The following is a 23,111-nucleotide window of genomic DNA, read 5'->3' as shown; positions in this document are numbered from 1 at the left end:
GCCGTGGCGGTGCGGCGAGCCGCGAGCGGGGTCGTGCGCCGTCGCGGGGTGGCCGTTTCCTCCGTGTTCTGAGCGGTGCGGCTCGGTGCGTCCCGCTGCTCGGGCTTCCCGCGGTCGAGTCGTTCGCTCAGGGCGAACGCGGCGCTGGGAACATCCCGATGCCTCCAATCCTTAGTCAGGTCAACTCAAGTTCGCTGACTGGGGAGAGATCATGGCATCGACGTCCGCTTCGCTCACCCTGCCCGTACTGCCACTCGACGACGAAGTGGTGCTGCCGGGCATGGTGGTCCCGCTGGACCTGTCCGCCACCGAGGTGCGCGCCGCCGTGGAGGCGGCCAGGGCGGGTGCGGCGGGCGGTGTGAAGCCGCAGGTCCTGCTGGTGCCCAGGCTGGACGGCTCGTACGCGGCGGTCGGCACCCTGGCCACCGTCGAGCAGGTCGGCCGGCTCGCCGACGGCGACCCGGCAGCCCTGGTCCGCGCCGTCCGCCGGGTACGGATCGGTGCCGGTACGACTGGGCCGGGTGCCGCGCTCTGGGTGGAGACCAGCCCGTTCCGCGAGTCCGACCCGGGGCTGCCGGTGGCCGGCCGGGCCGCCGAGCTGGTCAAGGAGTACAAGTCGCTCTCCACGAAGTGGCTGCGCAAGCGAGGGGCCTGGCAGATCGTCGACCGGGTGGCCCAGACGGAGGACGTGGGCGAGCTCGCCGACAACATCGGGTACGCGCCCTTCGCCACCGCCGAGCAGAAGCTCAAGGTGCTGCTGGAGGCGGACCAGCTGGCCCGGCTGGAGTACGCGCTGACGCTGCTGCGCGACCACCTCGCCGAGGAGGAGGTCAACGACACCATCCGCAAGGACGTCGAGGAGGGCGTGGCCAAGCAACAGAAGGAGTTCCTGCTCCGTCGGCAGCTGGAGGCGGTCCGCAAGGAGCTGGCCGAGCTGAACGGCGAGGCGGTCGACGAGGAGGGCGACTACCGGGCCCGGGTGGAGGCCGCCGACCTTCCCGAGAAGGTCCGAGAGGCCGCCCTCAAGGAGGTGGACAAGCTGGAGCGCGCCAGCGACCAGTCACCCGAGGGCTCCTGGATCCGCACCTGGCTGGACACCGTCCTCGAACTCCCCTGGAACGAGCGCAGCGAGGACTCCTACGACATCGCCGGTGCCCGTGCGGTGCTGGACGCCGACCACGCGGGCCTGGCCGACGTGAAGGACCGGATCGTCGAGTACCTGGCCGTGCGCAAGCGCCGGGCCGACCACGGGCTCGGCCTGGTCGGCGGCCGCCGTGGGGGTGCGGTGCTGGCCCTGGTCGGCCCGCCCGGGGTGGGAAAGACCTCGCTCGGTGAGTCGGTCGCCCGTGCGATGGGTCGGAAGTTCGTCCGGGTGGCACTCGGCGGCGTCCGGGACGAGGCGGAGATCCGTGGCCACCGGCGCACCTACGTCGGCGCACTCCCCGGCCGTATCGTGCGCGCCATCAAGGAGGCCGGGGCGATGAACCCGGTGGTCCTGCTGGACGAGATCGACAAGGTCGGCTCGGACTACCGGGGCGACCCGGCGGCCGCGCTGCTCGAAGTCCTCGACCCGGCTCAGAACCACACCTTCCGCGACCACTACCTGGAGGTCGAGCTGGACCTCTCCGACGTGGTCTTCCTGGCCACCGCCAATGTGCTGGAGGCCATCCCCGAGCCGCTACTGGACCGGATGGAGCTGGTCCGCCTGGACGGCTACACCGAGGACGAGAAGGTCGTCATCGCCCGCGACCACCTGCTGCCCCGGCAGCTGGAGAAGGCCGGGCTGACCGGTGAGGAGGTCTCGGTGGACGAGGCCGCCCTGCGCCGGCTGGCCGGCGAGTACACCCGGGAGGCCGGCGTAAGGAACTTGGAGCGCTCGATCGCCCGCATCCTGCGGAAGGTCGCCGCGCAGAGCGAGTTGGGCGAGCGCGAGCTGCCCGCCGCCATCGGTGCCGACGACCTGCGGGCGCTGATCGGGCGGCCGCACCACATCCCCGAGTCCGCCCAGGAGCCCACCGAGCGGCGCACCGCCGTCCCCGGCGTGGCCACCGGCCTCGCGGTGACGGGCGCCGGAGGCGACGTCCTCTACATCGAGGCGTCACTGGCCGACGCCGAGACGGGCGGCACCGGCCTCACCCTGACCGGTCAGCTGGGCGACGTGATGAAGGAGTCCGCGCACATCGCGCTCTCCTTCCTGCGCTCGCGCGGCGCCGAGCTGGAGCTGCCGGTCACCGACCTGCGCGACCGGGGCGTCCACCTGCACATCCCGGCCGGAGCCATCCCCAAGGACGGGCCCAGTGCGGGGATCACCATGACCACCGCACTGGCCTCGCTGCTCTCCGGCCGCAAGGTCCGGACGGACGTCGCGATGACGGGCGAGGTCTCGCTGACCGGCCGTGTGCTGCCGATCGGCGGGGTGAAGCAGAAGCTGCTCGCCGCCGACCGGGCCGGGATCACCACGGTGATCATCCCCAGGCGCAACGAGCCCGACCTGGACGACGTCCCGGCCGAGGTACTGGACCGCCTCACCGTCCACCCGGTGGGCGACGTCCGCGAGGTGCTCAAGCTGGCCCTGGAGCCGGCGGAGGTCCTGGTCGCCGCGGCGTGAGGGGGTCCGTCAGGGACGCGGGGACCTGTTCGGTCGGCCGCACACCTTCATGGTGGGCCGGTCGCGCGGTTCCCCGCGCCCCTGACGGCGAAGCATGCTGACCGCCTGCCAGCTCCGGGCGCCCGCAGGGTGAGTCGACCCCGTACCCCTAATTACTGCGCCGGGACGGACCAGGAGACCGGGGTGCTGCGGAACGCGGCGGGCCGCCGGATAGCGGGCCCGTCCGGCGGGCGCAAGGGCAACCAGGCGGTAATGCCCCGGGCGGGTCTGCGGGGTACCGGCACGAAACCCCAGCGTGCGACACTGCCGAAATGCCGTCACCTACTCAGCGGGCCCTGGCCCTGGTTCCGGCCCGGCTGCACCCCTTCCTGGTACGGCACCGCAAGCTGGTGAAGTTCCTGGTGGTGGGCGGCACCTGCTTCCTGCTCACCATGGCCGTCAACTTCGCGCTGAAGCTCACGGTGCTGCATGCCAAGCCGGTGGCCGCGCTCACCGTCGCGACCGTGATCGCGACCGTCGTCTCCTACGTCCTCAACCGGCAGTGGTCCTTCCGGACCAACGGCCGGCAGCGCGAGGCCCTGCTCTTCTTCGTGGTCAGCGGGGTGGCGATCCTGGTGAACGACGCCCCGCTGGCCGTCTCCCGCTATGTGCTGGACCTGCGCGAACCGGACGTCAGCGCCTTCACCCAGGAGGTGGCCGACTTCGTCAGTGGAATGATCCTCGGCACGCTGCTGGCGATGGCCTTCAGGTACTGGGCGATGAAGCGCTGGGTGTTCCTGCCCGAGTCGCCGCCGGCCGCCGGGGAACGGCGCAGGCCGCAGCAGAAGCACGAACGCGTCTGAGGCCCCCTGCCCCGGCGCGGTGTGCAGGGGGAGGGGGCCTCAGACCTGTTGGACCTACGGTCCGTCAGTTGGCCAGTTCGCGGCCGCCACGGGGACCGCGGAGCACCGCGAGCATCGTGACGGCGATGCCGAGCACGGCCCAGGCGCCGAGCACCAGCAGCGGAGCGGCGATGTTGGTGCTGTCGAAGTAGGCGATCGAACGGGTCGCGTCCGTGCCCGCACCGTTGGGGATCCAGGAGCCGATGGCCCGCCAGAACGGGGGCAGCAGTGGCGGAGCGTAGACGCCGCCCGCACTCGGGTTGCCGAGCACCACGAAGATCAGTACCGCCAGGCCGATGCCGATGACGTCGAACAGCGACTGCAGGGCCATGGTGATCGCCCCGGTCGCGAAGACCACCAGGCTGCCGAGGCCGATCAGCTCCGCGCTGGAGCCCGGCAGGGCGCCCAGGACCGAGCCGACGAGGATCGTGCCGCCGATCCCGGCCGCGACCGAGTAGAGCGCGAGGGCGCCGAGGCGGATCAGCGCCCGGTGGCGGTTGGCGGGCCGGGCGCCCGCGCTGATGCCGAGGATCGAGGCGACCAGGTAGCCGCCGACGCACCAGCCGACGACCAGGTAGAAGGAGGAGAGCCCCCGGCCGTCGCCCGCCGCCAGCGGGGCCACGTCCTGGATCTTCACGGTGCGGTTCTGGGTCTTCTCCAGGCCGGTGACGATCTGCTCGGCAGCGGTGGCGACGGACGCGCTGCGGGCACTGGCGACCAGCAGGGTGTCCTCGGTGCCCTTCGGGTTGAACACCAGGGCCGCGTAGATCTTCTGGTCCTTGAGCAGGTCGGTCGCCGCCTGCGGACTCTCCACCGCGCCCGCCTTGACCGCGTCGTTCGGTACCGACTCGAGGCCCGCGACCAGCTTCGGGCTGACCTGCGGCGGCGCGACGACGGAGATCGACAGCTGGTGCGGGGTCGGGTGGTGCAGGGCACCGACGTACGAGGTGATGAAGCCGAGCTGGAGCAGCAGTACGGCGATCACCATGAGCGCGGCGCGGGGCTTCACCGCGTCCTTCAGTTCTGCGAGGAACCCTTGGTCCGGGCCGGCCATCGACTCTCTCCCCTTACTGATCGAGAACGCGGTCAAAACGGATACTTCATGAGGATGATACTTCATGTCGTGAAGCAGTTCTCGGGCTGGGGGGATCTCGCGCGGTCTGCGGGATACTTGTCGCCATGAGTGACGAGGCGGCTGCCGAAGAGGCGTTCCAGGCGGTCGAGCGCGAGGTCGCGCTGCTGTTCCGGCGCGGCCGGGCCCGCGCGGCGGACATGTCCCGGCTGGTGCATCCGCAGCTGGAGGGCGTCGCCTACAGCATGATGGCCTTCATCGAGGCTGCCGGGCGGGTGCGGATGACCGACATCGGCGTGCACTTCGGGGTGGGCAAGGCCACCATCAGTCGTCAGGTCAAGGTGCTCGAGGCGCTTGGTCTGGTCGCGCGCGAGGTCGATCCGCTGGACCGGCGCTCCTCGCTGGTCTCGCTCACCGAGGACGGTTCCGAGCGCTTCTTGCGGGCCAAGGGGCGGCGGATGGCCGAGTTCCGGGCGATGCTGGGGACCTGGGAGACGGTCGACGTGCGGCAGTTCGGCGAGCTGTTGCAGCGCTTCAACGCCCTGACCGCCGAGTCGCTCGAAGCCTGAGGCTCCGGCTCCGTTCGCATCCAGCCCGCCGTGACCGGCGGGCTTTGCTTTGCCCCAAAGAAGGTTGCCAAATTCAACCATCTCGAATTATGGTTGCCTAAGGCAACGAATCTCAGTGGAGGATCCCGATGAGCGCTTCCCCGACCGAATCCATGAACCATCGCCAAGTCCTGGAAGCCCTGTCGGGTCTGCTCCTCGGTCTGTTCGTCGCGGTCCTCTCCTCGACCGTGGTGTCGAACGCCCTGCCCCGGATCCTCAACGACCTGCACGGCGGCCAGACGGCGTACACCTGGGTGATCACCGCCGCGCTGCTCTCGCTCACCGCCTCCACCCCGATCTGGGGCAAGCTCTCCGACCTGGTCAGCAAGAAGCTGCTGGTCCAGGTCGCGCTGGTGATCTACATCGTGTCGTCCGCCCTGGCCGGCCTGTCCCAGAACACCGGCGAGCTCGTCGCCTGCCGGGTCCTGCAGGGCATCGGAGCGGGCGGTGTCACGGCACTCGGCCAGATCTGCCTGGCTGCGATGGTCCCGCCGCGTGAGCGCGGCCGCTACAGCGGCTACTTCGGCGCCGTCTTCGCGCTGGCCACCATCGGTGGCCCGCTGATCGGCGGCGTCATCGTGGACACCAGCTGGCTCGGCTGGCGCTGGTGCTTCTACGTCGGCATCCCGTTCTCGTTGATCGCCATCCTGGTGCTGCAGCGGACGCTGAAGCTGCCGGTCGCCAAGCGCAAGGTGAAGATCGACTACCTGGGCTCGCTGCTGATCGCCGGCGCCGTCAGCCTGCTGATGATCTGGATCAGCCTGGCCGGCCAGAACTACGCCTGGATCTCCTGGCAGACCGCCGTCATGGTGCCGGGCGGCCTGGCGCTGGCCGCGCTCTTCGTCCTGGTCGAGAGCCGGGCTGCCGAGCCGATCATCCCGCTCGGTCTGTTCCGCTACCGGACCGTCTCGCTGGCCGCGATCGCCAGCGCCCTGGTCGGAATCGGGATGTACGGCGCCACCACCTTCCTGAGCCAGTACTTCCAGCTGGCCCGGGAGAAGTCGCCGACCATGGCCGGGATCATGACCCTGCCGATGATCCTCGGCTTGGCCGTCTCCTCCACCGTGGCCGGGCGGCTGATCACCAGGTACGGCAAGTGGAAGGCGTACCTGGTCTCCGGGACCTTCCTGCTCGCGGCCGGCTTCGGGCTGCTGGGCACCATCCGGGACAACACCGCCTACCCGATGCTCGCCCTCTTCATGGCGCTGACCGGGATCGGTCTCGGTCTGACCATGCAGAACCTGGTCCTGGCGGTGCAGAACACCGTCCCGCGCCAGGAGCTCGGCGCGGCCAGCTCGGCGGTCACCTTCTTCCGGACCATGGGCGGTGCGATGGGTGTCACAGCGCTCGGCGCCCTGCTCTCCAACCGGGTCACCCACCACCTGACCGAGAATCTGATCGCCGCGCACATCAACCCCGCGGCCGCGGCCGGCGGCGGGGAGATCCCCGATCTGCACAAGCTGCCCAAGCCGGTGGTGCCGCTGGTCACCGACGCCTTCGGGCACGGGGTGGCGGAGGTCTTCCTGGTGGCCGCGCCGTTCGCGCTGGTGGCCTTCTCGGTGGTGCTGCTGATCCGCGAGGTGCCGCTGCGGACCCGTCAGGAGGAGGCACCCGTGCGCCGGGCGGACCTGCAGCTCGTCAAGGACTGAGAACCTCGTCAAGGACTGAGAACCGGAGCCGGGTGCTGGGACGGCCCGGGGCGCCACGGACGGTGCCCCGGGCCGTCCCCATACCCGGGAGAAGTCGCCGGGCTTCGGGGGCGTGTGAGCGGGCCTTCGCCGCTGAGACAGGGGCGGGTAGTGCCGGTGCACGCCCGGGCGTGGGGGCTGCGTGAGCGCCCCTCTGAGGGCTTCGGCGGGACTGGCTCGCCGGGGACCGGTCCTGTGCGGCGCTCGGGGTCGTGTGGGCCCCCCTTCTGTGGGAGGTAGGCGCCAGGGCGGCCCGACAGCACTCAGGGGCGCGGGGAACGCGCGCGGCCAGCCCTCGACGGAGGTGCATGGTCGTGCGCGCGTGTTCCCCGCGCCCCTGAAGGTGCGGCTTGCGCTTCCGGCTCAGTGCGGCGTGGCTGCCGTCCCGTCCGCCTCGGCGCGGCTGTCGCGGCTGTCGCGGCTCAGCCGGCGATGAGGCTGAGGCCGTAGAGGACGGCGCCCGCGCAGGCGGTGAAGCAGACCGACGCGAGTGCCAGGCTGCCCTTGCCCGCGGTGGCGCCGCCGGTGCCGGCGGTCTCCAGGGCCGCCTCGCGGCGGCAGAGGGCGAGGACGCCGACCGAGAAGACCGCGACCACGGCGATGGTGACGGCGAAGCTGACGCCCGCGGTCTGGGCCAGGGCGGCCCACTTGATGCTGACGCTCATGAGTGACTGCCTTCCGGTCTCAGGCCGCGACGGTGGTCGAGGCGGCGGTCGGGGTGGTGACGGGGCCGGCGGGGGTGACCTCGACGGTCTCGGTGGCGGTGACCGGGGTCACGTCGTTGACGTTGCCCGCGTGCACCGGCTGGCGGCGGGAGATGAGGTACATCGAGCCGGAGCCGAGCACCAGGGCCGCGCCGATCAGGACGATGCCCCAGGTGCCCTGGTCCACGACCACGGCGGCGAGACCGGAGACGACGGCGGCGGCGGGCAGGGTCAGGCCCCAGGTGTAGACCATGCGGCGGGCCATCGCCCAGTTCAGCCGGGGGTTACGGCCGCCGAGACCGGCGCCCATGATGCCGCCGGAGCAGACCTGGGTGGTGGACAGGCCGTAGCCCATGGCGGAGGAGGTCAGGATGACCGTGGCGGCGGCGCTCTCGGAGGACAGGCCCTGCGGCGGACGGATGTCGGCCAGGCCCGAGCCCATGCTGCGGATGATCCGCCAGCCACCCATGTAGGTACCGAGCGCGATGGCCGCACCGGCGCCGGCGATCACCCAGACAGGCGGCGTCGCACCCTTGTGCAGGGCGCCGGCGGAGACCAGGGTCAGGGTGATGATGCCCATGGTCTTCTGGGCGTCGTTGGTGCCGTGGGCGAGCGAGATCAGCGAGGCCGAGAACATCTGGCCCTTGCGGAAGCCCTTGTCGCTGGTCTTCTCGTCGGTGCCCCGGGTCAGCAGGTACGCCAGCTTGGTGGCGCCCCAGGCGGCCAGGCCGGCCACGATCGGGGAGGCGACGGCCGGAATGACGATCTTGGACAGTACGGTCGCGAAGTTCACGCCGTTGATGCCGGCGCCGACCACGGTGGCACCGATCAGACCGCCGTACAGCGCGTGGGAGGAGCTGGAGGGCAGGCCCTTCAGCCAGGTCAGCAGGTTCCAGAGGATTGCGCCCACCAGCGCCGCGAAGATGATCGACGGCTGGAGGCCCGCCTTCTCGTTGACGATGCCGCCGGAGATGGTGGTGGCGACCTTCACGGAGAGGAACGCACCCGCGAAGTTGAGGACGGCCGCGATGGCGACGGCGACCTTGGGCTTGAGTGCTCCCGTGGCGATGGACGTTGCCATCGCGTTGGCAGTGTCGTGGAAGCCGTTGGTGAAGTCGAAGGCGAGCGCCGTGATGATCACAACGGCCACCAGGAACGTGATGTGTTCCATACCCAAACAATCGTCGTAGGAGTCGACCTGACAGAGCTGTCACCGGCGACCGTAGGGACGGTTGGTGAACGGAAGGTGAACTGGGCCGGGAATCGTGGTTCCGACAGTGGCGTGAGGGTTGCGTGAAGGCGGACGCGGCGTGACGGATAGGCCGTTGACGTGGGCATTTGTCGATGATCAGACGATTTGACGGTGTCTCGGTGAGACGGGGCTCACACTGAATCTGAAAATTCATCAGCACCGTGCGCACGGCCCCTGTCTGTCGTGGTCGGGGCATGGCAGGATCAGCCGGTAACTCGTGGGTAACAGAGGTCCGGCGCCGCCGGGCAGGGGAGGGCCGGCCGATGGGTGCTGCGCAACGGGTCGAGGCAACCGGCAGCGGGACGACCGGCACCAATCCGTGGGTGCGCGCCGCGCTGCGCTGCGGGGCGGCCCTGGTGGCGGCCGCGCTCGCACTGCCGATGGCCGGGACGGCCTACGCGGCCCCGGATCCCGGGCCCACGGCCACCGTCGCGCCCGGCGCCGATCCGCTGGCGAACGCCAAGGCCACCCTGCTGCCGCTGCTGCAGCGGCTGCACCAGCTGTACACCGAGGCCGAGGCCGCCACCGAGACCTACAACACCGGCGTCGACCGGCTCAGGAAGCAGCAGGCCGCGGTCGCGGACCTGGGTGTCCGGCTGACCAGGCAGCAGGCCGCCGTGGACGCCGGCACCGACCTCGCCGCCCAGCTGGCGGGCGCGCAGTACCGCAACGGCAACGTCTCCCAGTTCGCCGACCTGCTGCTGGCCAAGGACCCGTACGAGGCGGTCGTGATCGCCGAACTGCTCCAGGCGGCCGGGCGTTCGCAGGCGGTGTTCCTGGACAAGCTGAAGGCCGACCGGGCCGAGCTGACCGTGCTTCAGCAGCAGGCCCAGGCCGCCCAGGCGCAGGCGCAGGCGCTCGCCGCCCAGCAGGAGAAGGCCAAGAACGAGGCGGCCAAGCGGCTGCAGGACGTCGAGGCCATGGTCGGCTCGCTCACCGGCGCGCAGCGCGACGAGCTGGCGCAGCTGGAGAAGGAGCAGGCCGACGAGGCGCAGCTGGCCCTCCTCGCCTCCGGTGTGCTCGGCAAGGGCGAGCGCACCCCGTCGGCCGCCGGGCGCAAGGCGGTGGCGTTCGCGCTGGCGCAGCTCGGCAAGGACTACAAGTGGGGCGGGGAGGGGCCGGAGGTCTTCGACTGCTCCGGGCTGACCTCGCAGGCGTGGCTGCACGCGGGCCGTCCGATCCCGCGGACCAGCCAGGAGCAGTGGGCGGAGCTGCAGCATGTGCCGCTGAACCAGCTGCGCCCCGGTGACCTGGTGATCTACCACGCCGAGGCGACCCATGTCGCGATGTACATCGGCGGCGGTCTGGTGGTGCAGGCTCCGCACACCGGTTCGGTGGTGAAGATCTCGCCGGTCGCGATGATGCCGATCCTCGGTGCGGTCCGGCCCGACCCGGGGGCGGCGGCGGACGATCAGGGCGGGGCCTGGAAGGTGCCGGACGTCGCGGCATCGGCGGACCAGGTCACGCCGATCAAGCCCGCGAAGCCGTCCACGCTGCCGAAGCCGGCCCCGAGCGACACCCCGAAGCCCGGCGGTACGCCGTCCGGCAGCCCGTCGGCCACGGCGTCGGCCGGTACTTCGGGTACGCCGTCGGCCACGGCGTCCGGGTCCGCCTCGCCCTCGGCGTCCGGGTCCGCCTCGCCCTCCCCGTCACCCTCGAACCGGAGCTGAGGACGGCGGCCGGGACCTCGCCGCCGGCGAGGCCCCGGCCGGGCCCGGCCGTCAGACGCGCAGCGCCGCCCCGTCGGGGGCGGTGTCGGCCTCGAAGCGGATCACCACGGCCTTCGAGGTGGGCGTGTTGCTGATGTCCGCCGTCGAGTCCAGCGGGACCAGCACGTTGGTCTCCGGGTAGTACGCCGCCGCTCCGCCCCGGGCCACCGGGTAGTGCACCACCTTGAAGTGCGGGGCCCGGCGCTCCACGCCGTCCTGCCACTCGCTCACCAGGTCGACGTAGCCGCCCTCGGTCAGCCCCAGCTCGGCGGCGTCGGCGGGGTTCACCAGGACCACCCGGCGGCCGCCCGTGATGCCCCGGTAGCGGTCATCCAGACCGTAGACGGTGGTGTTGTACTGGTCGTGCGAGCGCAGGGTCTGCAGCAGCAGCCGGCCCGCCGGGACCTCGGGGGCGGTCATCGGGTTGACGGTGAAGTTGGCCTTGCCGGTGGCGGTCGGGAAGGTGCGGCTGTCCCGCGGGCCGTGCGGGAGGGCGAAGCCGCCGGGGCGGCGCACCCTGGTGTTGAAGTCCTCGAAGCCCGGCACGACCCGGGCGATCCGCTCCCGGACGGTGTCGTAGTCGGCGGCGAACTCCTCCCAGGGGACCGGGTTCTGCGGTCCGAGGGCGGCGCGGGCCAGCCGGCAGACGATCGCCACCTCGGAGAGCAGCTCGGGGCTCGGCGGGCGCAGCCCGCCGCGCGAGGAGTGCACCATGCCCATCGAGTCCTCGACGCTGACGAACTGGTCGCCCCCGGCGGTGCGGTCCTTGTCGGTGCGGCCGAGGGTGGGCAGGATCAGCGCGCGGGCGCCGGTGACCACGTGCGAGCGGTTGAGTTTGGTGGAGACGTGCACGGTCAGCCGGCAGCGGCGCATCGCCGCCTCGGTCACCTCGGTGTCGGGCGTGGCGGCGACGAAGTTGCCGCCCATCGCGAAGAAGACCTTCACCCGGCCGTCGCGCATCGCCCTGATGGTGTCCACCGAGTCCAGGCCGTGGTGGCGCGGCGGCTCGAAGTCGAACTCCTTGCCGAGGGCGTCCAGGAAGGCCTGGGTGGGCCGTTCGAAGATGCCCATGGTGCGGTCGCCCTGCACGTTGCTGTGCCCGCGCACCGGGCAGACCCCGGCACCCGGGCGGCCGACGTTGCCGCGCAGCAGCAGGAAGTTGACCACCTCGCGGATGGTCGGCACCGCGTGCTTGTGCTGGGTCAGGCCCATCGCCCAGCAGACGATGATCTTCTCCGAGGCCAGGACCAGCCGGGACAGCTCCTCGATCTGCTCGTACGGCAGACCGGTGGCGGCCTCCACCTCGGCGCGGTCGGTGGTCTTCGCCTCGGCCGCGAACTCCTCGAATCCCAGGGTGTGTTCGGCGATGAAGCCGTGGTCGACGGCGCCCTCGGTGGTGAGCAGGATCCGGTTGAGGGCGCGGAAGAGCGCCAGGTCGCCGCCGAGGCGGATCTGCAGGAAGAGGTCGGTCAGCTTGGTGCCCCCGCCGATCAGGCCGCGGGCGTTCTGCGGGTTCTTGAACCGCTCCAGGCCGGCCTCGGGGAGCGGGTTGACGCTGACGACCTTCGCGCCGGCGCGCTTGGCGCGCTCCAGGGCGGAGAGCATCCGGGGGTGGTTGGTACCCGGGTTCTGGCCGGCCACGATGATCAGGTCGGCCTGGTAGAGGTCCTTGAGGTGGACGCTGCCCTTGCCCACGCCCAGGGTCTCGGTGAGGGCCGAACCGGACGACTCGTGGCACATGTTGGAGCAGTCGGGCAGGTTGTTGGTGCCCAGCTGCCGGGCGAACAGCTGGTACGCGAAGGCGGCCTCGTTGCTGGTCCGGCCGGAGGTGTAGAAGGCGGCGCCGTCCGGGGTGTCGAGCTGCCCGAGCTCCTCGGCGACGATGGCGAAGGCGCGGTCCCAGGACACCGGGACGTAGTGGGTGGCGCCCTCGTCCAGCAGCATCGGCTGGGTCAGACGACCCTGCTGGCCGAGCCAGTAGCCGGAGCGAGTGGCCAGGTCGGCGACCGGGTGGGTGGCGAAGAAGTCGGCGGTGATCCGGCGTTCGGTGGCCTCCTCGGCCACGGCCTTGGCGCCGTTCTCACAGAACTCGGCGGTGTGGGTCTTGCCAGGCTCGGGCCAGGCGCAGCCCGGGCAGTCGAAGCCCTTCGGCTGGTTCACCTTGGTGAGGGTGGCGAGGGTGCGGGCCGGGCTCATCTGGGCACCGGCCATGCGGAGGGTGTGGGCGATGGCGGGCAGGCCGGCGGCGGCGCGGTGGGGTGGCGACACCCGGGGCGCGTCCTGTGCCGGGTCGCTCTGCGGGGCCTGCTTGGCCATTACTGCCCACCTCCTGACTCACCAGGTCCCCCGCATCCTTGCAGGGGGCCGGCGGCAATCCTTTCACCTGCGGCACCCCGCCGGGGAGAGGGGATGGGCCCGGAGACGGGCACGAGGCCCGTCGGGGGCGGGAGGCGGCTGTGCGTGGTCGACGACGCGATCGACTTCGGCCGGTGCGTGATCCCGATCGTCCGTGCGGAGGTCGCCGGGCGGGACGCCGAGCGCGCCGCCAGGGGAGGCGGCCCGGGAGAACCACCGGCGGCAGCTGATCGCGTTCCAGGCATGACGCCGCGCACCCGCGGAACACCCGGTCGAACCACCCTGAGCGATCGACGACGTACCCGTCCGGCCGGCGCGGAAGGGCCGGATCCCGTGAGACACCGGACGGCGAGGCCGTGAGGCGCTCCGGGACCGACCCGCCCGGGCCCGTCCGGGCCCGCCCGGACGGGGTGCGGCCGGTGTCCGACGGCTGGTGGTTGCCGGGCGGCGGGCGGCAGCGCAGGCTGGAAGGTACCGATGGCCCGGGTGGCCGGGCCGGGAAGCGAGGCTTCCGATGAGCAGGCTGGAAGAGCAGATCAACATCGATGTCCCGGCGCAGGAGGTCTGGGCGCAACTGCACCGCATCGACGAGTACCCGAAGTTCGTGGAGGGTGTGAAGAGCGCCGCCGCGCACGGCAGTAGCCGAGCCCATCTCGACATCCGGATCGGTGACGGCGAGCAGGCATTCGAGACCAGGCTGGCCGACCGCGGCGGCCAGAAGGTCATGGACTGGACGGTGGACAAGCCGGAGCTGAAGTGCGCCTTCGCCGTGAACCCGCTGGACGAGGAGCACACCCAGCTCCAGGTCCGGCTGGAGTACGACGCGGAGGCCGTGCGGACGGCCTTCGGCGGCCCGAAGGGGTTCGCCCAGGTCCATGCGATCGAGGAGGCGGTCCGGACCGACCTGGAGAAGTTCAAGGACCTGCTGGAGAGCCGGAAGTAGCCCTGGGCGGCTCTCCGCCGGACTCCTGGGAGGACCGGGGTCGAACGATTCGATCGCGCCCGCCTTGCGGCCCGGGTGTCGCCGTTAGTCTGAACGTCGATCCGAACTCTGATCTGAACTTCGTTCGATTCGGCGACACTTGGGTGTCGGGGTGGGGGCGCGATGAAGGCGGGGGACGTGCTGGACGGCCGGTACCAGCTGATCGGCGAACTCGGCCGGGGCGGCTTCGGGGTGGTCTTCCGGGCGTACGACCAGCAGCTGGAGCGCGAGGTCGCGGTCAAGCTCCTCACGGACCGGTACACGGCTTCGCCGCGCGATCTGGCACGCTTCAGGGCCGAGGCGATCGCGGCGGCCAGGCTCAACCACCGCAACATCGTGGCCCTGTACGACTTCCCCAAGGCGCGGCCCGAGCCCTACATGGTGATGGAGCTGATCACCGGCCGCTCGCTCGCGGGCGTCATCGGGGCGGGCCCGACCGAGCTGGAGACCGCGCTCGGCTGGGTCGGCCAGCTCTGCGACGCCCTGGACGCCGCCCACCGGGCCGGGGTCGTCCACCGGGACGTGAAGCCGGAGAACATCATGATCACCGCCGCCGGGGAGGTGCGGGTACTGGACTTCGGCATTGCCCGCCTGGAGAGCCGCACCACCGGTCTCACCAGTACCGGCTCGGTCGTCGGCAGCCCGCACTACCTGGCCCCCGAACGCTGGCGCGGCGAGGACAGCGGTGGTCGCTCGGACCTGTACGCCGTCGGCTGCGTGATGTACGAACTCTGCACCGGCAGGAAGACGTTCCAGGCCGAGGACACCTACGGGCTGATGTACTGCCACCTCGAACGCGAGCCGGACTCCCCGCGCGGTCAGGTGCCCCTGCTGCCGGCGGAGTTGGACCGCCTGATCCTCGACCTGCTCGCCAAGGACCCCGACCGCCGTCCGGCGGACGCCGCCGAGGTCCGGCGCAGGCTGGACGCGATCCGGCCCGGCCGGTGGCGGGAGCTCAAGGCGCGGGCCGATGCCGCCTGGGCGCTCGGCGCGGACGGCGATCCTGCGGCCGCCGTCCGCGAACTGCGCCCGCTGGTCGAGGAGTTCGCCCGCGAGTGCGGTCCGGAGGACCCCCGCACCCTGCGCACCCGGCACGACCTGGCCCTCTGGCTGGCCGCCGCCGGCCGGCCGGATGAGGCCGTCGGCCTGCTCCGCGACGTCCTCACCGCCGCCGGCCCCGGCGGCCCGCTCGCCGAGGCGGCCGCCCGCGACCTCGCCCGCTTCGAACGCGACTGAGGCAGGGGCCAGGGCTGCGGGACGCCCTTGCGACGGGGCCGTGCGCGGCCTGGATGCGCCCTGTCCAGCGTCAAGGCAGCCGATTCGGTGACCCGGCCGACTGGATGGATCGATAGGAATCGGCCGATCCGTGTGGGCCCGCCGGACGCCGACCTTTGCGCGACACGCGGGTCGGGAGCCGCAACCGACCGCCTCGGCTACCCCTCCGCCCGAGGGCCCGCTCCGGCCGGCCGCGCCGACTGCGCCAACGGCGCCAGCTGCGCCACCAGGGCCGCCGCGGAGCCGTCCGCCGGCTCCAGTGCCAGCAGGGCCGCCAGTGCCCGGGCGGTCTGCCCGTCGTGTCCCGCCGCCGCCACGGCCATCGCCACGAACTCGTCCACCAGCCAGGCGCAGAGCGACTCCTGGGGGATCTGCCGCCCCTCGTCGAGCCAGCTCAGCGCGGACGCCTCCACCACCGAGATCCACGCCCGCACCAGCAGCGTCAGCCGGGGGCCGGCCTCCCGGACGCCGAGGTAGCGCAGCGTCTGCCGGAGCGCTGCGCGTCGTACCTCGTCCACGGTCGCCGAGGTGCGCGCCGTCTCCACCACCGAACCGCCGCGCAGTAGTGCGGCATAGCCGGTGTGGTGCTCGGCGACGAAGCCGAAGTACCGGTTCAGCACGGCGGCCAGCCGTTCGGTGGGGGTGCCCTCGGCGGGCACCGAGAGCCTGCTGGTCAGCTCCTCGGCCGCGGTGCGCAGCGCGGCCTCGTACAACTGCTGCTTGCCGCCCGCGAAGTAGCGGTAGACCAGCGGCCTGGACGCCCCTGCGGCCTCCGCCACGTCGTCCAGGCTGACCTCCTCCGGCGGCCGGTTGCCGAACAACTCCAGGGCCACCGCGATCAGTTGCTCGCGCCGCTGTTGCACCGGCAGCCTCCGGTAGCCGGAGCGCCGCGCCCTGGGCTCGCCCGCCGCGGACGTCGCGGTGCCGAAGGCCGGGGAGGCGGCCTCGGGCGCGGGGTCGGGGGTGATCGCTGAGCTGGTTGCCATGCGCGCCAGCGTAGTGGCCCACCCGCCGTTCGGCTCGGGTGCGCGGTCGCCTTCCTCCGCGCGGCCGCCGGTCTGACCATCCGACAGGCGATGCTGCCCCCAAGGCTTCAGCGGTCGGACATCCTCCACCCCAGCGGTCAATCATCCTCCGAAAGACTCTTGAAAACCGGCCCAGCTGCGAAAAGATGGCTGAATGGTTGAAGAACTGATCAACTCTCCCGCGGACGGCACCACCCCTCGCCGTATCGCCGACGCCTATGTGCACGCGCTCGCCGACCTCGATCCGGTGACCGCGGTGTACCTCGGGCTCAACCCCGAGGACGACCGGCTGCCCGACCTCTCCCCGGCCGGCCAGGAGGAACTGGCGGACCTCGCCCGCCGCACCCTCGCGCAGCTGGACGAGGCCGAGGGCGCCGCCGCCGAGCTGGACGAGGCCGAGCGGCGCTGCGCCCGGCTGCTGCGCGAGCGGCTCACCGCCGAGCTCGCCGTCCACGACGCGGGCGAGAACTTCCGCGCGGTGCGCAACCTCGGCTCGCCGCTGCACAACGTGCGCGAGGCCTTCACCCTGATGGCCACCGACACCGACGAGCAGTGGGAGATCATCGGCCGCCGGTTGGCCCGGGTGCCGCTGGCCGTCCGGCAGTACCGCGAACTGCTCGCCGAGGGCATCGAGCGCGGTCTGCTGTCCGGCCCGCGCCAGGTCACCACGGTGATCGGGCAGATCGCCGAGTGGGCGGAGGGCGACGTGGCCGGCGGTTGGTTCGGCTCCTTCGTCCAGGGCGCCCCCGAAGCGCAGCGCGAGGCCCTGAGCGCCACCGCCGTGGCGGCGACCGAGGCCATCGCCGAGCTCCGCGACTGGCTGCGCGACGTCTACGGTCCGGCCGCCGCCGAGACCCCGGACACCGTCGGCCGTGAGCGCTACCGCCGGTGGGTGCGGTTCTGGACGGGCGCCGACCTCGACCTGGACGAGGCGTACACCTGGGCCTGGGGCCAGTTCCACGACCTGGACGCGCAGATGCGCGCGGAGGCCGAGAAGGTGCTGCCGGGCGCCACCCCGATGCAGGCCATGAAGTGGCTGGAGACCGACGGCCCGGCGATCAAGGGCGAGGAGGAGGCCCGCGCCTACCTCCAGGGCCTGATGGACCAGGCGATCAACGACCTGCAGGGCAAGCACTTCGACCTGGCCGACCCGCTGCTCAAGGTCGAGTCGAAGATCGCCCCGCCCGGCAGCGCCGCCGCGCCGTACTACACCGCGCCCTCGTTGGACTTCTCCCGCCCGGGCCGCACCTGGCTGCCCACCCTGGGCAAGGACAGCTTCCCGGTCTGGGACCTGGTCTCCACCTGGTACCACGAGGGCGTCCCCGGCCACCACCTCCAACTCGCGCAGTGGACGTACGTCGCCGACCGGCTCTCCACCTACCAGGTCACCCTGGGCGGCGTCAGCGCCAACCTGGAGGGCTGGGCGCTGTACGCCGAGCGCCTGATGGACGAGCTCGGCTACCTCACCGACCCCGGCCACCGCCTCGGTTACCTGAACGCGCAGATGATGCGCGCGCTGCGGGTGATCGTGGACATCGGCATGCACGCGGACCTGGACTTCCCGGCCGACTCGCCGTACAAGCCGGGCGAGCGGATGCTGCCGGACGACGCCCGGGAGTTCTTCGGCCGCTACTGCGGGCTCTCCACCGACTTCCTGGACAGCGAGCTGGTCCGCTACCTCGGCATGCCCGGGCAGGCGATCGGCTACAAGCTCGGCGAGCGCGCCTGGCTGCGGGGCCGCGCCGAGGCGAAGGCCAGGGCCGAGGCGCGGGGCGAGGAGTTCGACCTCAAGGCGTGGCACATGGCGGCGCTCTCCCAGGGCTCGCTCGGCCTGGACGACCTGGTCGCCGAGCTCAGCGCGCTCTGACCCACGGGCGTGAGGACCCGCGCGACCGGCCCCGACACCTTCGCGGGGGCGCTCGCGCGGCTCCCGCGCCCCGGAGGAGGACCGCCGGGGCGCGATGCGACCGGCCGCCCCGGCACCCGTCTGATGTAACGTCAAAAATCTTTTCGAACGGAGCCCGGTCAGGCCGCCGGGCCTTCGTGGCGAGCGGCGCCGGGCCCCCGATTCTCACGGCTTTCCCAGCATAGGATCACGCGATTTCCAGTTGATCACCGCATAGTCGAAGGTACGCACTTAGATCCGAGCGTGTGGCGAACCGTATGCTGGGCAGGAGTGACCAACCTGATGAGCCGTCATCGAAGGACAGGCCGGCGCATGAATCGTCGCCCCTGGGCGCTGACCACCCTCCTCATTCTCGGTACGGCCGCTGCCATAGCGGGCGCCACCACCATCACCACCGAGACCACCGCCTTCGGCCACCACCTCGCGGCCGCCTCGAGCCACGTCGCCGCCGGTCACACCGCACCCTCCGCCCCCGCCTCCGCGGCCGGTACGCCGAGCGTGCAGGTCGCACCCGGCGAGTCCGCCGCCGCGGGGCCGTCGCCCAGCAGGGACCCGTCCGACCTGCCGTCCCTGCGCCCCGCCCCGGGGACGACCGGCGTCGCCCCGGTCAGCGACGAGTCCTCCCGGGTGGGGGCGCTATACAGCGGCTCGGCGCCCAGCGGCAACCACTTCTGCACCGCCAGCGTGGTGCACAGCGGCAGCAAGAACCTGCTGCTCACCGCCGCGCACTGCGCGTCCAACACCGACAACCTCTACTTCGCCCCGGGCTACCGCAACGGCCAGAGCCCGTTCGGCACCTGGCAGGTCACCAAGCTCTACCAGACCACCGGCTGGACCCAGAACGGCAACCAGGACGAGGACTTCGCCATCCTCCAGGTCGCCCAGAACAACGGCCGCTCCATCGAGGACGTGGTCGGGGCGAACAACCTCGCCCTCAACGTGGACTTCGGCGCCCGGGTCCGCCTCTACGGCTACCCCGCCAACACCGAGGAGCCCATCCTCTGCACCAACGACACCACCAAGCAGAGCGACCACCAGCGCCGGATCGACTGCCCGTCGTTCCCGGGCGGCACCAGCGGCGGCCCGTGGATCGACACCGACACCGACAAGGTGATCGGCGTCATCGGGGGCTACCAGCAGGGCGGCGACACCGACGACACCTCCTACAGCGCCACCTTCGAGAAGGCCGTGGGAGACCTCTACAACCAGGCCGCCGCCGACAGCACCTGACGGCCCCCGGCCCCGCCGGTCCCCGGTGTCACCAGACGCCGGGGATCAGCCGCTTCGTCCGGGCCGCGTACGAGGCGTAGGCCTCGCCCAGCGCGGTGGTCAGCACCCGCTCCTCCACCCGGATCCGGTACCCGACGGCCAGGCCGAGGCAGACCGTCACCAGCAGCCAGGACGCCACGTTCCCGAAGGAGACCGCGAGCGCCGCCGCGGCCAGCAGAGCGCCGGTGTAGGCGGGGTGCCGCAGCCGGCGGTACGGCCCCCGGTCGACCACCCGGTGGCCCTCCTGGATGTGCACGGTGCCCCGGAAGTACCGGCCGAGCGTGTGGATCGACCACAGCCGCAGCCCCATCCCGGCCCAGGTGAGGACCAGTAGCACCGCCGAGGTGGCCGGGCCCACCGGGTACGACAGTGCGGGCAGCGCCCGTCCGATCGGTACGGCGAGTCCGAAACCCGTGACGGACAGCCCGGCGAACACCAGCAGGCTCCGCCACTCGTGCTGCCTGGTCCGCCCGCTCCGCAGCAGCTGCCGGATCTGCAGCACCCCCTCCGCGGCCAGCCAGACCCACATCGTGCTGTCGAAGGCCGTGCGCACCCAGTTCACCATGGCCGAACCCCTTCCAGGAGCTGCCCGCACCTGCGTGCGCGGGTTGCCTCGAAGGTCTCACCGGGGCCGGGTGGAGCGGCTCCACTCCGGGGTGGACTTCCCGGTGGAGCCGCCGCCCTGTTGCCGCGCTCAGTCGCGGACCTTGTGCAGCCAGAGCCCGACCCCGACGCCGTTGCGGGTCAGCACGCAGACCCAGTGGTCGTAGCGGCCGCCACTGGAGTTCACCCGGCCGGGGCCGGCGTTGTTGCAGTTCTCGTACGTCCAGTACCAGGTCTCGTACTCCCAGCACGGGACGGTGTTGTTGTTGTCGTTGCAGCTCGGTGCGGGCTCGGTGTCGGCCGGCCCGGCGGGGGCCCGCACGGCGGCCGGGACGGCCGGGTGGGCGGGCGCCGCGACGGCGTCGGTGAGCCCGAGGCCGGCCAGGGCGGCGGTGACGGCGAGTGCGGTGACGGTCCTGCGGACGGGAGAGCGCATGGGAGCTTCCTTCCTGGTTCCCGGCGGCGGATCTCGCCGATGCCCGGTGCTCCAGGTCTGGCCGCGGCGCTGCGCGCTCACACGGGTTGACCGTTTCCCGTCCGCACGGTCAACGGGAAACCCCCCGGAGCGGCTCCAACTCGCCTTCGGCGCCCGGCGGTTCGGACGGGGAAAAAGACGAAGGCCCAGGTCTGCGGAGTAACTCCGCCACCTGGGCCTTGCCGCACTTCTCGCGAAGTGCCCCCGGTAGGATTCGAACCTACGCACCCGCCTCCGGAGGGCGGTGCTCTATCCCCTGAGCTACGGGGGCCTGCTCGGTGTCGCGTCCTGCACGCTGCGACGTGGAGAACATTACCAGGCTCAAGGAGTGCTCCGTGCACGGGTTTCGGTTCGAGGTGGCGAGGGGGGTGGCGAACGGCCCGTGGGCGGGTGGCGTGCGGGCGACGGAGGGGTGGTGCAAGTCGGGGAAAGCGCGGACGGGCGGGTGCGGGCGCGGATACCCTCGGTGAGGTGGTGTCCGGGACGTCCGGGCGGGTCCTCGTGGTGGATGACAGCGAGGCGATCCGCCAGCTGATCAGAGTCAATCTGGAGCTCGAGGGCTTTCAGGTGGTGACCGCCGCCGACGGGGCCGAATGCCTGGAGGTGGTCCGCCGGGTGCGGCCGGACGTGGTGACGCTGGATGTGGTCATGCCCCGGCTGGACGGCCTGCGTACGGCGGCCAGGCTGCGGGCGTCCACCGCGACCAGCCGGTTGCCGATCGCGATCGTCAGCGCCTGCACCCCGGCCGATCTGGCCAGGGGGGAGTCGGTGGGGGTGGACGGCTACCTCGGCAAGCCGTTCGACCCGGCGGACCTGGTGGCGCTGGTGCGACGGCTGATGGCGCTGCGTGACACCGGCGGGTCGGGCGGCCGGCGCCGCTTCGCGTACGGCTTCGGCGAGGGCTCCGCCGGATTCTGCCCTCAGCGAACAGACCTCCCCTGAGCGAAGGACGGGCGCCCGACGGGCGCGGCACGGGTGTCCCAACCGGCAAACCGGGTGCGGGCGCGCCGCCCCTCTCGCCTAGGCTTGGCGTCGTGACCCCCGCAGAGCTTTCCCAGGCAGTCCAGGCCGCAGTGAGCGCCGCCGTCGAGGCCGGCGAGCTGACCGTCACCGTGCCCGAGCACGTGACGGTCGAGCGGCCCAAGAACAGGGACCACGGCGACTACGCCACCAACGTGGCCCTCCAGCTCGCGAAGCCGGCCGGCAAGCCGCCGCGAGCCGTGGCCGAACTGGTGGCCGCCCGACTGCGAGAGGTCACCGGCATCGCGAAGGTCGACATCGCCGGCCCGGGCTTCCTGAACATCACCCTGGACGCCGCCTCCGCCGGCGAGCTGGCCCGCACCATCGTCGCGGCGGGCGAGGCCTACGGCCGCAACGAGGCGCTCAAGGGCCTGAAGATCAACCTGGAGTTCGTCTCCGCCAACCCGACCGGCCCGATCCACATCGGCGGCGTCCGCTGGGCGGCCGTCGGCGACTCCCTCGCGCGCATCCTCCGGGCCACCGGCGCCGACGTCACCACCGAGTACTACCTCAACGACGCGGGCGTGCAGATCTCCAAGTTCGCCGCCTCGCTGCACGCCGCCGCCAACGGCCGGCCCGTCCCGGCCGACGGCTACGTCGGCGAGTACATCGGCGACATCGCCAAGGCGATCACCGACAGCGTGCCCGGCCTGCTCGACCTGCCCGAGGACGAGCAGCGATCAGTCTTCCGCGAGCAGGGTCTGGCGCTCATGGTCGCCGAGATCAAGCGTTCGATGGAGGAGTTCGGCACCCACTTCGACGTCTGGTTCTCGGAGAAGTCGCTGCACGACTCCGGCGCGGTCGGCAAGTCGATCGAGCGGCTGCGCGAGCAGGGCCACGTCTTCGACCAGGACGACGCGATCTGGCTGCGCACCACGGACTTCGGCGACGACAAGGACCGCGTCCTGATCAAGGCCGACGGCGACACCACCTACTTCGCCGCCGACGCCGCCTACTACCTGAGCAAGCGGGACCGGGGCAGCGAGGTCTCGGTCTACATGCTCGGTGCCGACCACCACGGTTACGTCAACCGCCTCAAGGCCATCGCGGCCTGCGCGGGCGACGACATGAACCGCAACATCGAGGTGAAGATCGGCCAGTTCGTGAAGATGCTTCGCGACGGCGAAGAAGTCCGGATGTCCAAGCGGGCCGGCAACATCATCACGATCGACGACGTGGTCGACTGGATCGGCGTGGACGCCGCCCGCTACACGCTGGCGCGCTCCTCCACCGACTCCACCATCACCCTCGACATCAACCTGCTGACCAGCCAGACCAGCGAGAACCCGGTCTTCTACATCCAGTACGCGCACACCCGGATGTGCGGCGTGCGGCGCAAGGCCGAGAGCATGGGCATCACCAAGGGCTCGGCCGAGGACTTCAAGCCGGAGCTTCTGAGCACCGAGTGGGAGTCCGAACTGCTGGGCGCCCTCGCCGACTTCCCGCGCGTCCTGGCCAAGGCCGGCGAGCTGCGCGAGCCGCACCACGTCGCGCGCTACCTGGAGGAGGACGTGGCCCGGAAGTACCACCGGTTCTACGACCACTGCCAGATCCTGCCCAAGGGCGACGAGGAGGTCACCGACCTCACGCGCGCCCGCCTCTGGCTGGCCGACGCCACGCGCACGGTGGTGGCCAACGGCCTGGCCCTGCTGGGCGTTTCCGCGCCCGAGCGGATGTAG

The 23,111-nt window shown here is 71.6% G+C and carries 18 protein-coding genes and 1 tRNA gene; 11 read left to right on the top strand and 8 right to left on the bottom strand.

Annotation, left to right across the window (positions count from 1 at the left end; translation table 11 throughout):
* Positions 1 to 211: 211 nt before the first annotated feature.
* Together lon and ACWDAK_RS11195 are read left to right on the top strand one after the other, a co-directional pair.
* Positions 212 to 2,608 (top strand): endopeptidase La, encoded by a 2,397-nt coding sequence (lon, locus tag ACWDAK_RS11200; RefSeq protein WP_344639427.1) that lies wholly within the window; start codon positions 212 to 214, stop codon positions 2,606 to 2,608.
* A 311-nt stretch (positions 2,609 to 2,919) separates the two neighbouring features.
* A complete protein-coding gene (locus tag ACWDAK_RS11195; RefSeq protein ID WP_427393799.1) occupies positions 2,920 to 3,450 on the top strand; it encodes a GtrA family protein in 531 nt (176 codons plus the stop codon).
* A 64-nt stretch (positions 3,451 to 3,514) separates the two neighbouring features.
* Here ACWDAK_RS11195 and ACWDAK_RS11190 read toward each other — a convergent pair whose 3' ends face one another.
* Positions 3,515 to 4,543, bottom strand: coding sequence for an ABC transporter permease (locus tag ACWDAK_RS11190; protein ID WP_344639429.1), 1,029 nt, complete (start codon positions 4,541 to 4,543; stop codon positions 3,515 to 3,517).
* 125 nt (positions 4,544 to 4,668) lie between these two features.
* Here ACWDAK_RS11190 and ACWDAK_RS11185 point away from each other — a divergent pair, with 125 nt between their 5' ends.
* On the top strand, positions 4,669 to 5,130 hold the full coding sequence (locus ACWDAK_RS11185) for a MarR family winged helix-turn-helix transcriptional regulator (protein WP_344639430.1): 462 nt from the start codon (positions 4,669 to 4,671) through the stop codon (positions 5,128 to 5,130).
* A gap of 128 nt (positions 5,131 to 5,258) precedes the next feature.
* Positions 5,259 to 6,818 carry an MDR family MFS transporter gene (locus tag ACWDAK_RS11180; RefSeq protein WP_427393798.1) on the top strand — a complete coding sequence of 520 codons (1,560 nt, stop codon included), beginning with the start codon at positions 5,259 to 5,261 and terminating at the stop codon, positions 6,816 to 6,818.
* A gap of 461 nt (positions 6,819 to 7,279) precedes the next feature.
* Here the strand turns inward: ACWDAK_RS11180 and ACWDAK_RS11175 are convergent, their stop codons facing one another.
* Both ACWDAK_RS11175 and ACWDAK_RS11170 read right to left on the bottom strand, forming a co-directional pair.
* Positions 7,280 to 7,522, bottom strand: coding sequence for a hypothetical protein (locus tag ACWDAK_RS11175; RefSeq protein WP_344639432.1), 243 nt, complete (start codon positions 7,520 to 7,522; stop codon positions 7,280 to 7,282).
* 19 nt (positions 7,523 to 7,541) lie between these two features.
* A complete protein-coding gene (locus ACWDAK_RS11170) occupies positions 7,542 to 8,732 on the bottom strand; it encodes an inorganic phosphate transporter (protein ID WP_344639433.1) in 1,191 nt (396 codons plus the stop codon).
* 344 nt (positions 8,733 to 9,076) lie between these two features.
* Here ACWDAK_RS11170 and ACWDAK_RS11165 point away from each other — a divergent pair, with 344 nt between their 5' ends.
* Complete coding sequence (locus ACWDAK_RS11165) at positions 9,077 to 10,483, top strand: C40 family peptidase (protein ID WP_344639434.1); 1,407 nt, start codon at positions 9,077 to 9,079, stop codon at positions 10,481 to 10,483.
* Positions 10,484 to 10,534: 51 nt separating this feature from the next.
* Here ACWDAK_RS11165 and ACWDAK_RS11160 read toward each other — a convergent pair whose 3' ends face one another.
* Positions 10,535 to 12,838: an FdhF/YdeP family oxidoreductase gene (locus ACWDAK_RS11160; RefSeq protein WP_344639435.1), complete on the bottom strand. Its 2,304-nt coding sequence runs from the start codon at positions 12,836 to 12,838 to the stop codon at positions 10,535 to 10,537.
* A 553-nt stretch (positions 12,839 to 13,391) separates the two neighbouring features.
* On the opposite strand from ACWDAK_RS11160, the gene ACWDAK_RS11155 reads away from it, so the two are divergent.
* Together ACWDAK_RS11155 and ACWDAK_RS11150 are read left to right on the top strand one after the other, a co-directional pair.
* A complete protein-coding gene (locus ACWDAK_RS11155) occupies positions 13,392 to 13,820 on the top strand; it encodes an SRPBCC family protein (RefSeq protein ID WP_344639436.1) in 429 nt (142 codons plus the stop codon).
* Between the two features lie 162 nt (positions 13,821 to 13,982).
* Entirely contained in the window at positions 13,983 to 15,095 is a 1,113-nt protein-coding gene (locus ACWDAK_RS11150; RefSeq protein ID WP_427393797.1) for a serine/threonine-protein kinase, read from the top strand.
* 197 nt (positions 15,096 to 15,292) lie between these two features.
* On the opposite strand, the gene ACWDAK_RS11145 is transcribed toward ACWDAK_RS11150, so the two are convergent.
* Positions 15,293 to 16,120, bottom strand: coding sequence for a TetR/AcrR family transcriptional regulator (locus ACWDAK_RS11145; protein ID WP_344639438.1), 828 nt, complete (start codon positions 16,118 to 16,120; stop codon positions 15,293 to 15,295).
* Between the two features lie 193 nt (positions 16,121 to 16,313).
* Between ACWDAK_RS11145 and ACWDAK_RS11140 the strand changes: the two genes are divergently transcribed.
* Both ACWDAK_RS11140 and ACWDAK_RS11135 read left to right on the top strand, forming a co-directional pair.
* Positions 16,314 to 18,026, top strand: a complete 1,713-nt coding sequence (locus tag ACWDAK_RS11140; protein WP_344639439.1) for a DUF885 domain-containing protein — start codon at positions 16,314 to 16,316, stop codon at positions 18,024 to 18,026.
* Between the two features lie 351 nt (positions 18,027 to 18,377).
* Positions 18,378 to 19,295, top strand: a complete 918-nt coding sequence (locus tag ACWDAK_RS11135) for a trypsin-like serine peptidase (protein ID WP_344639440.1) — start codon at positions 18,378 to 18,380, stop codon at positions 19,293 to 19,295.
* A gap of 28 nt (positions 19,296 to 19,323) precedes the next feature.
* Here ACWDAK_RS11135 and ACWDAK_RS11130 read toward each other — a convergent pair whose 3' ends face one another.
* The 3 genes from ACWDAK_RS11130 to ACWDAK_RS11120 form a co-directional block, all read right to left on the bottom strand.
* A complete protein-coding gene (locus ACWDAK_RS11130; RefSeq protein WP_427393796.1) occupies positions 19,324 to 19,899 on the bottom strand; it encodes a methyltransferase family protein in 576 nt (191 codons plus the stop codon).
* A gap of 129 nt (positions 19,900 to 20,028) precedes the next feature.
* Positions 20,029 to 20,373, bottom strand: a complete 345-nt coding sequence (locus ACWDAK_RS11125; RefSeq protein WP_344639442.1) for a hypothetical protein — start codon at positions 20,371 to 20,373, stop codon at positions 20,029 to 20,031.
* Positions 20,374 to 20,611: 238 nt separating this feature from the next.
* Positions 20,612 to 20,683, bottom strand: a tRNA-Arg gene (locus ACWDAK_RS11120).
* Between the two features lie 203 nt (positions 20,684 to 20,886).
* Between ACWDAK_RS11120 and ACWDAK_RS11115 the strand changes: the two genes are divergently transcribed.
* Complete coding sequence (locus ACWDAK_RS11115; protein WP_344639507.1) at positions 20,887 to 21,354, top strand: response regulator; 468 nt, start codon at positions 20,887 to 20,889, stop codon at positions 21,352 to 21,354.
* Positions 21,355 to 21,446: 92 nt separating this feature from the next.
* Positions 21,447 to 23,111 (top strand): arginine--tRNA ligase, encoded by a 1,665-nt coding sequence (argS, locus tag ACWDAK_RS11110; RefSeq protein WP_344639443.1) that lies wholly within the window; start codon positions 21,447 to 21,449, stop codon positions 23,109 to 23,111.

This window comes from Kitasatospora sp. NPDC001175, from assembly GCF_053598215.1.
This window is presented reverse-complemented; position numbering and strand designations above follow the sequence as displayed.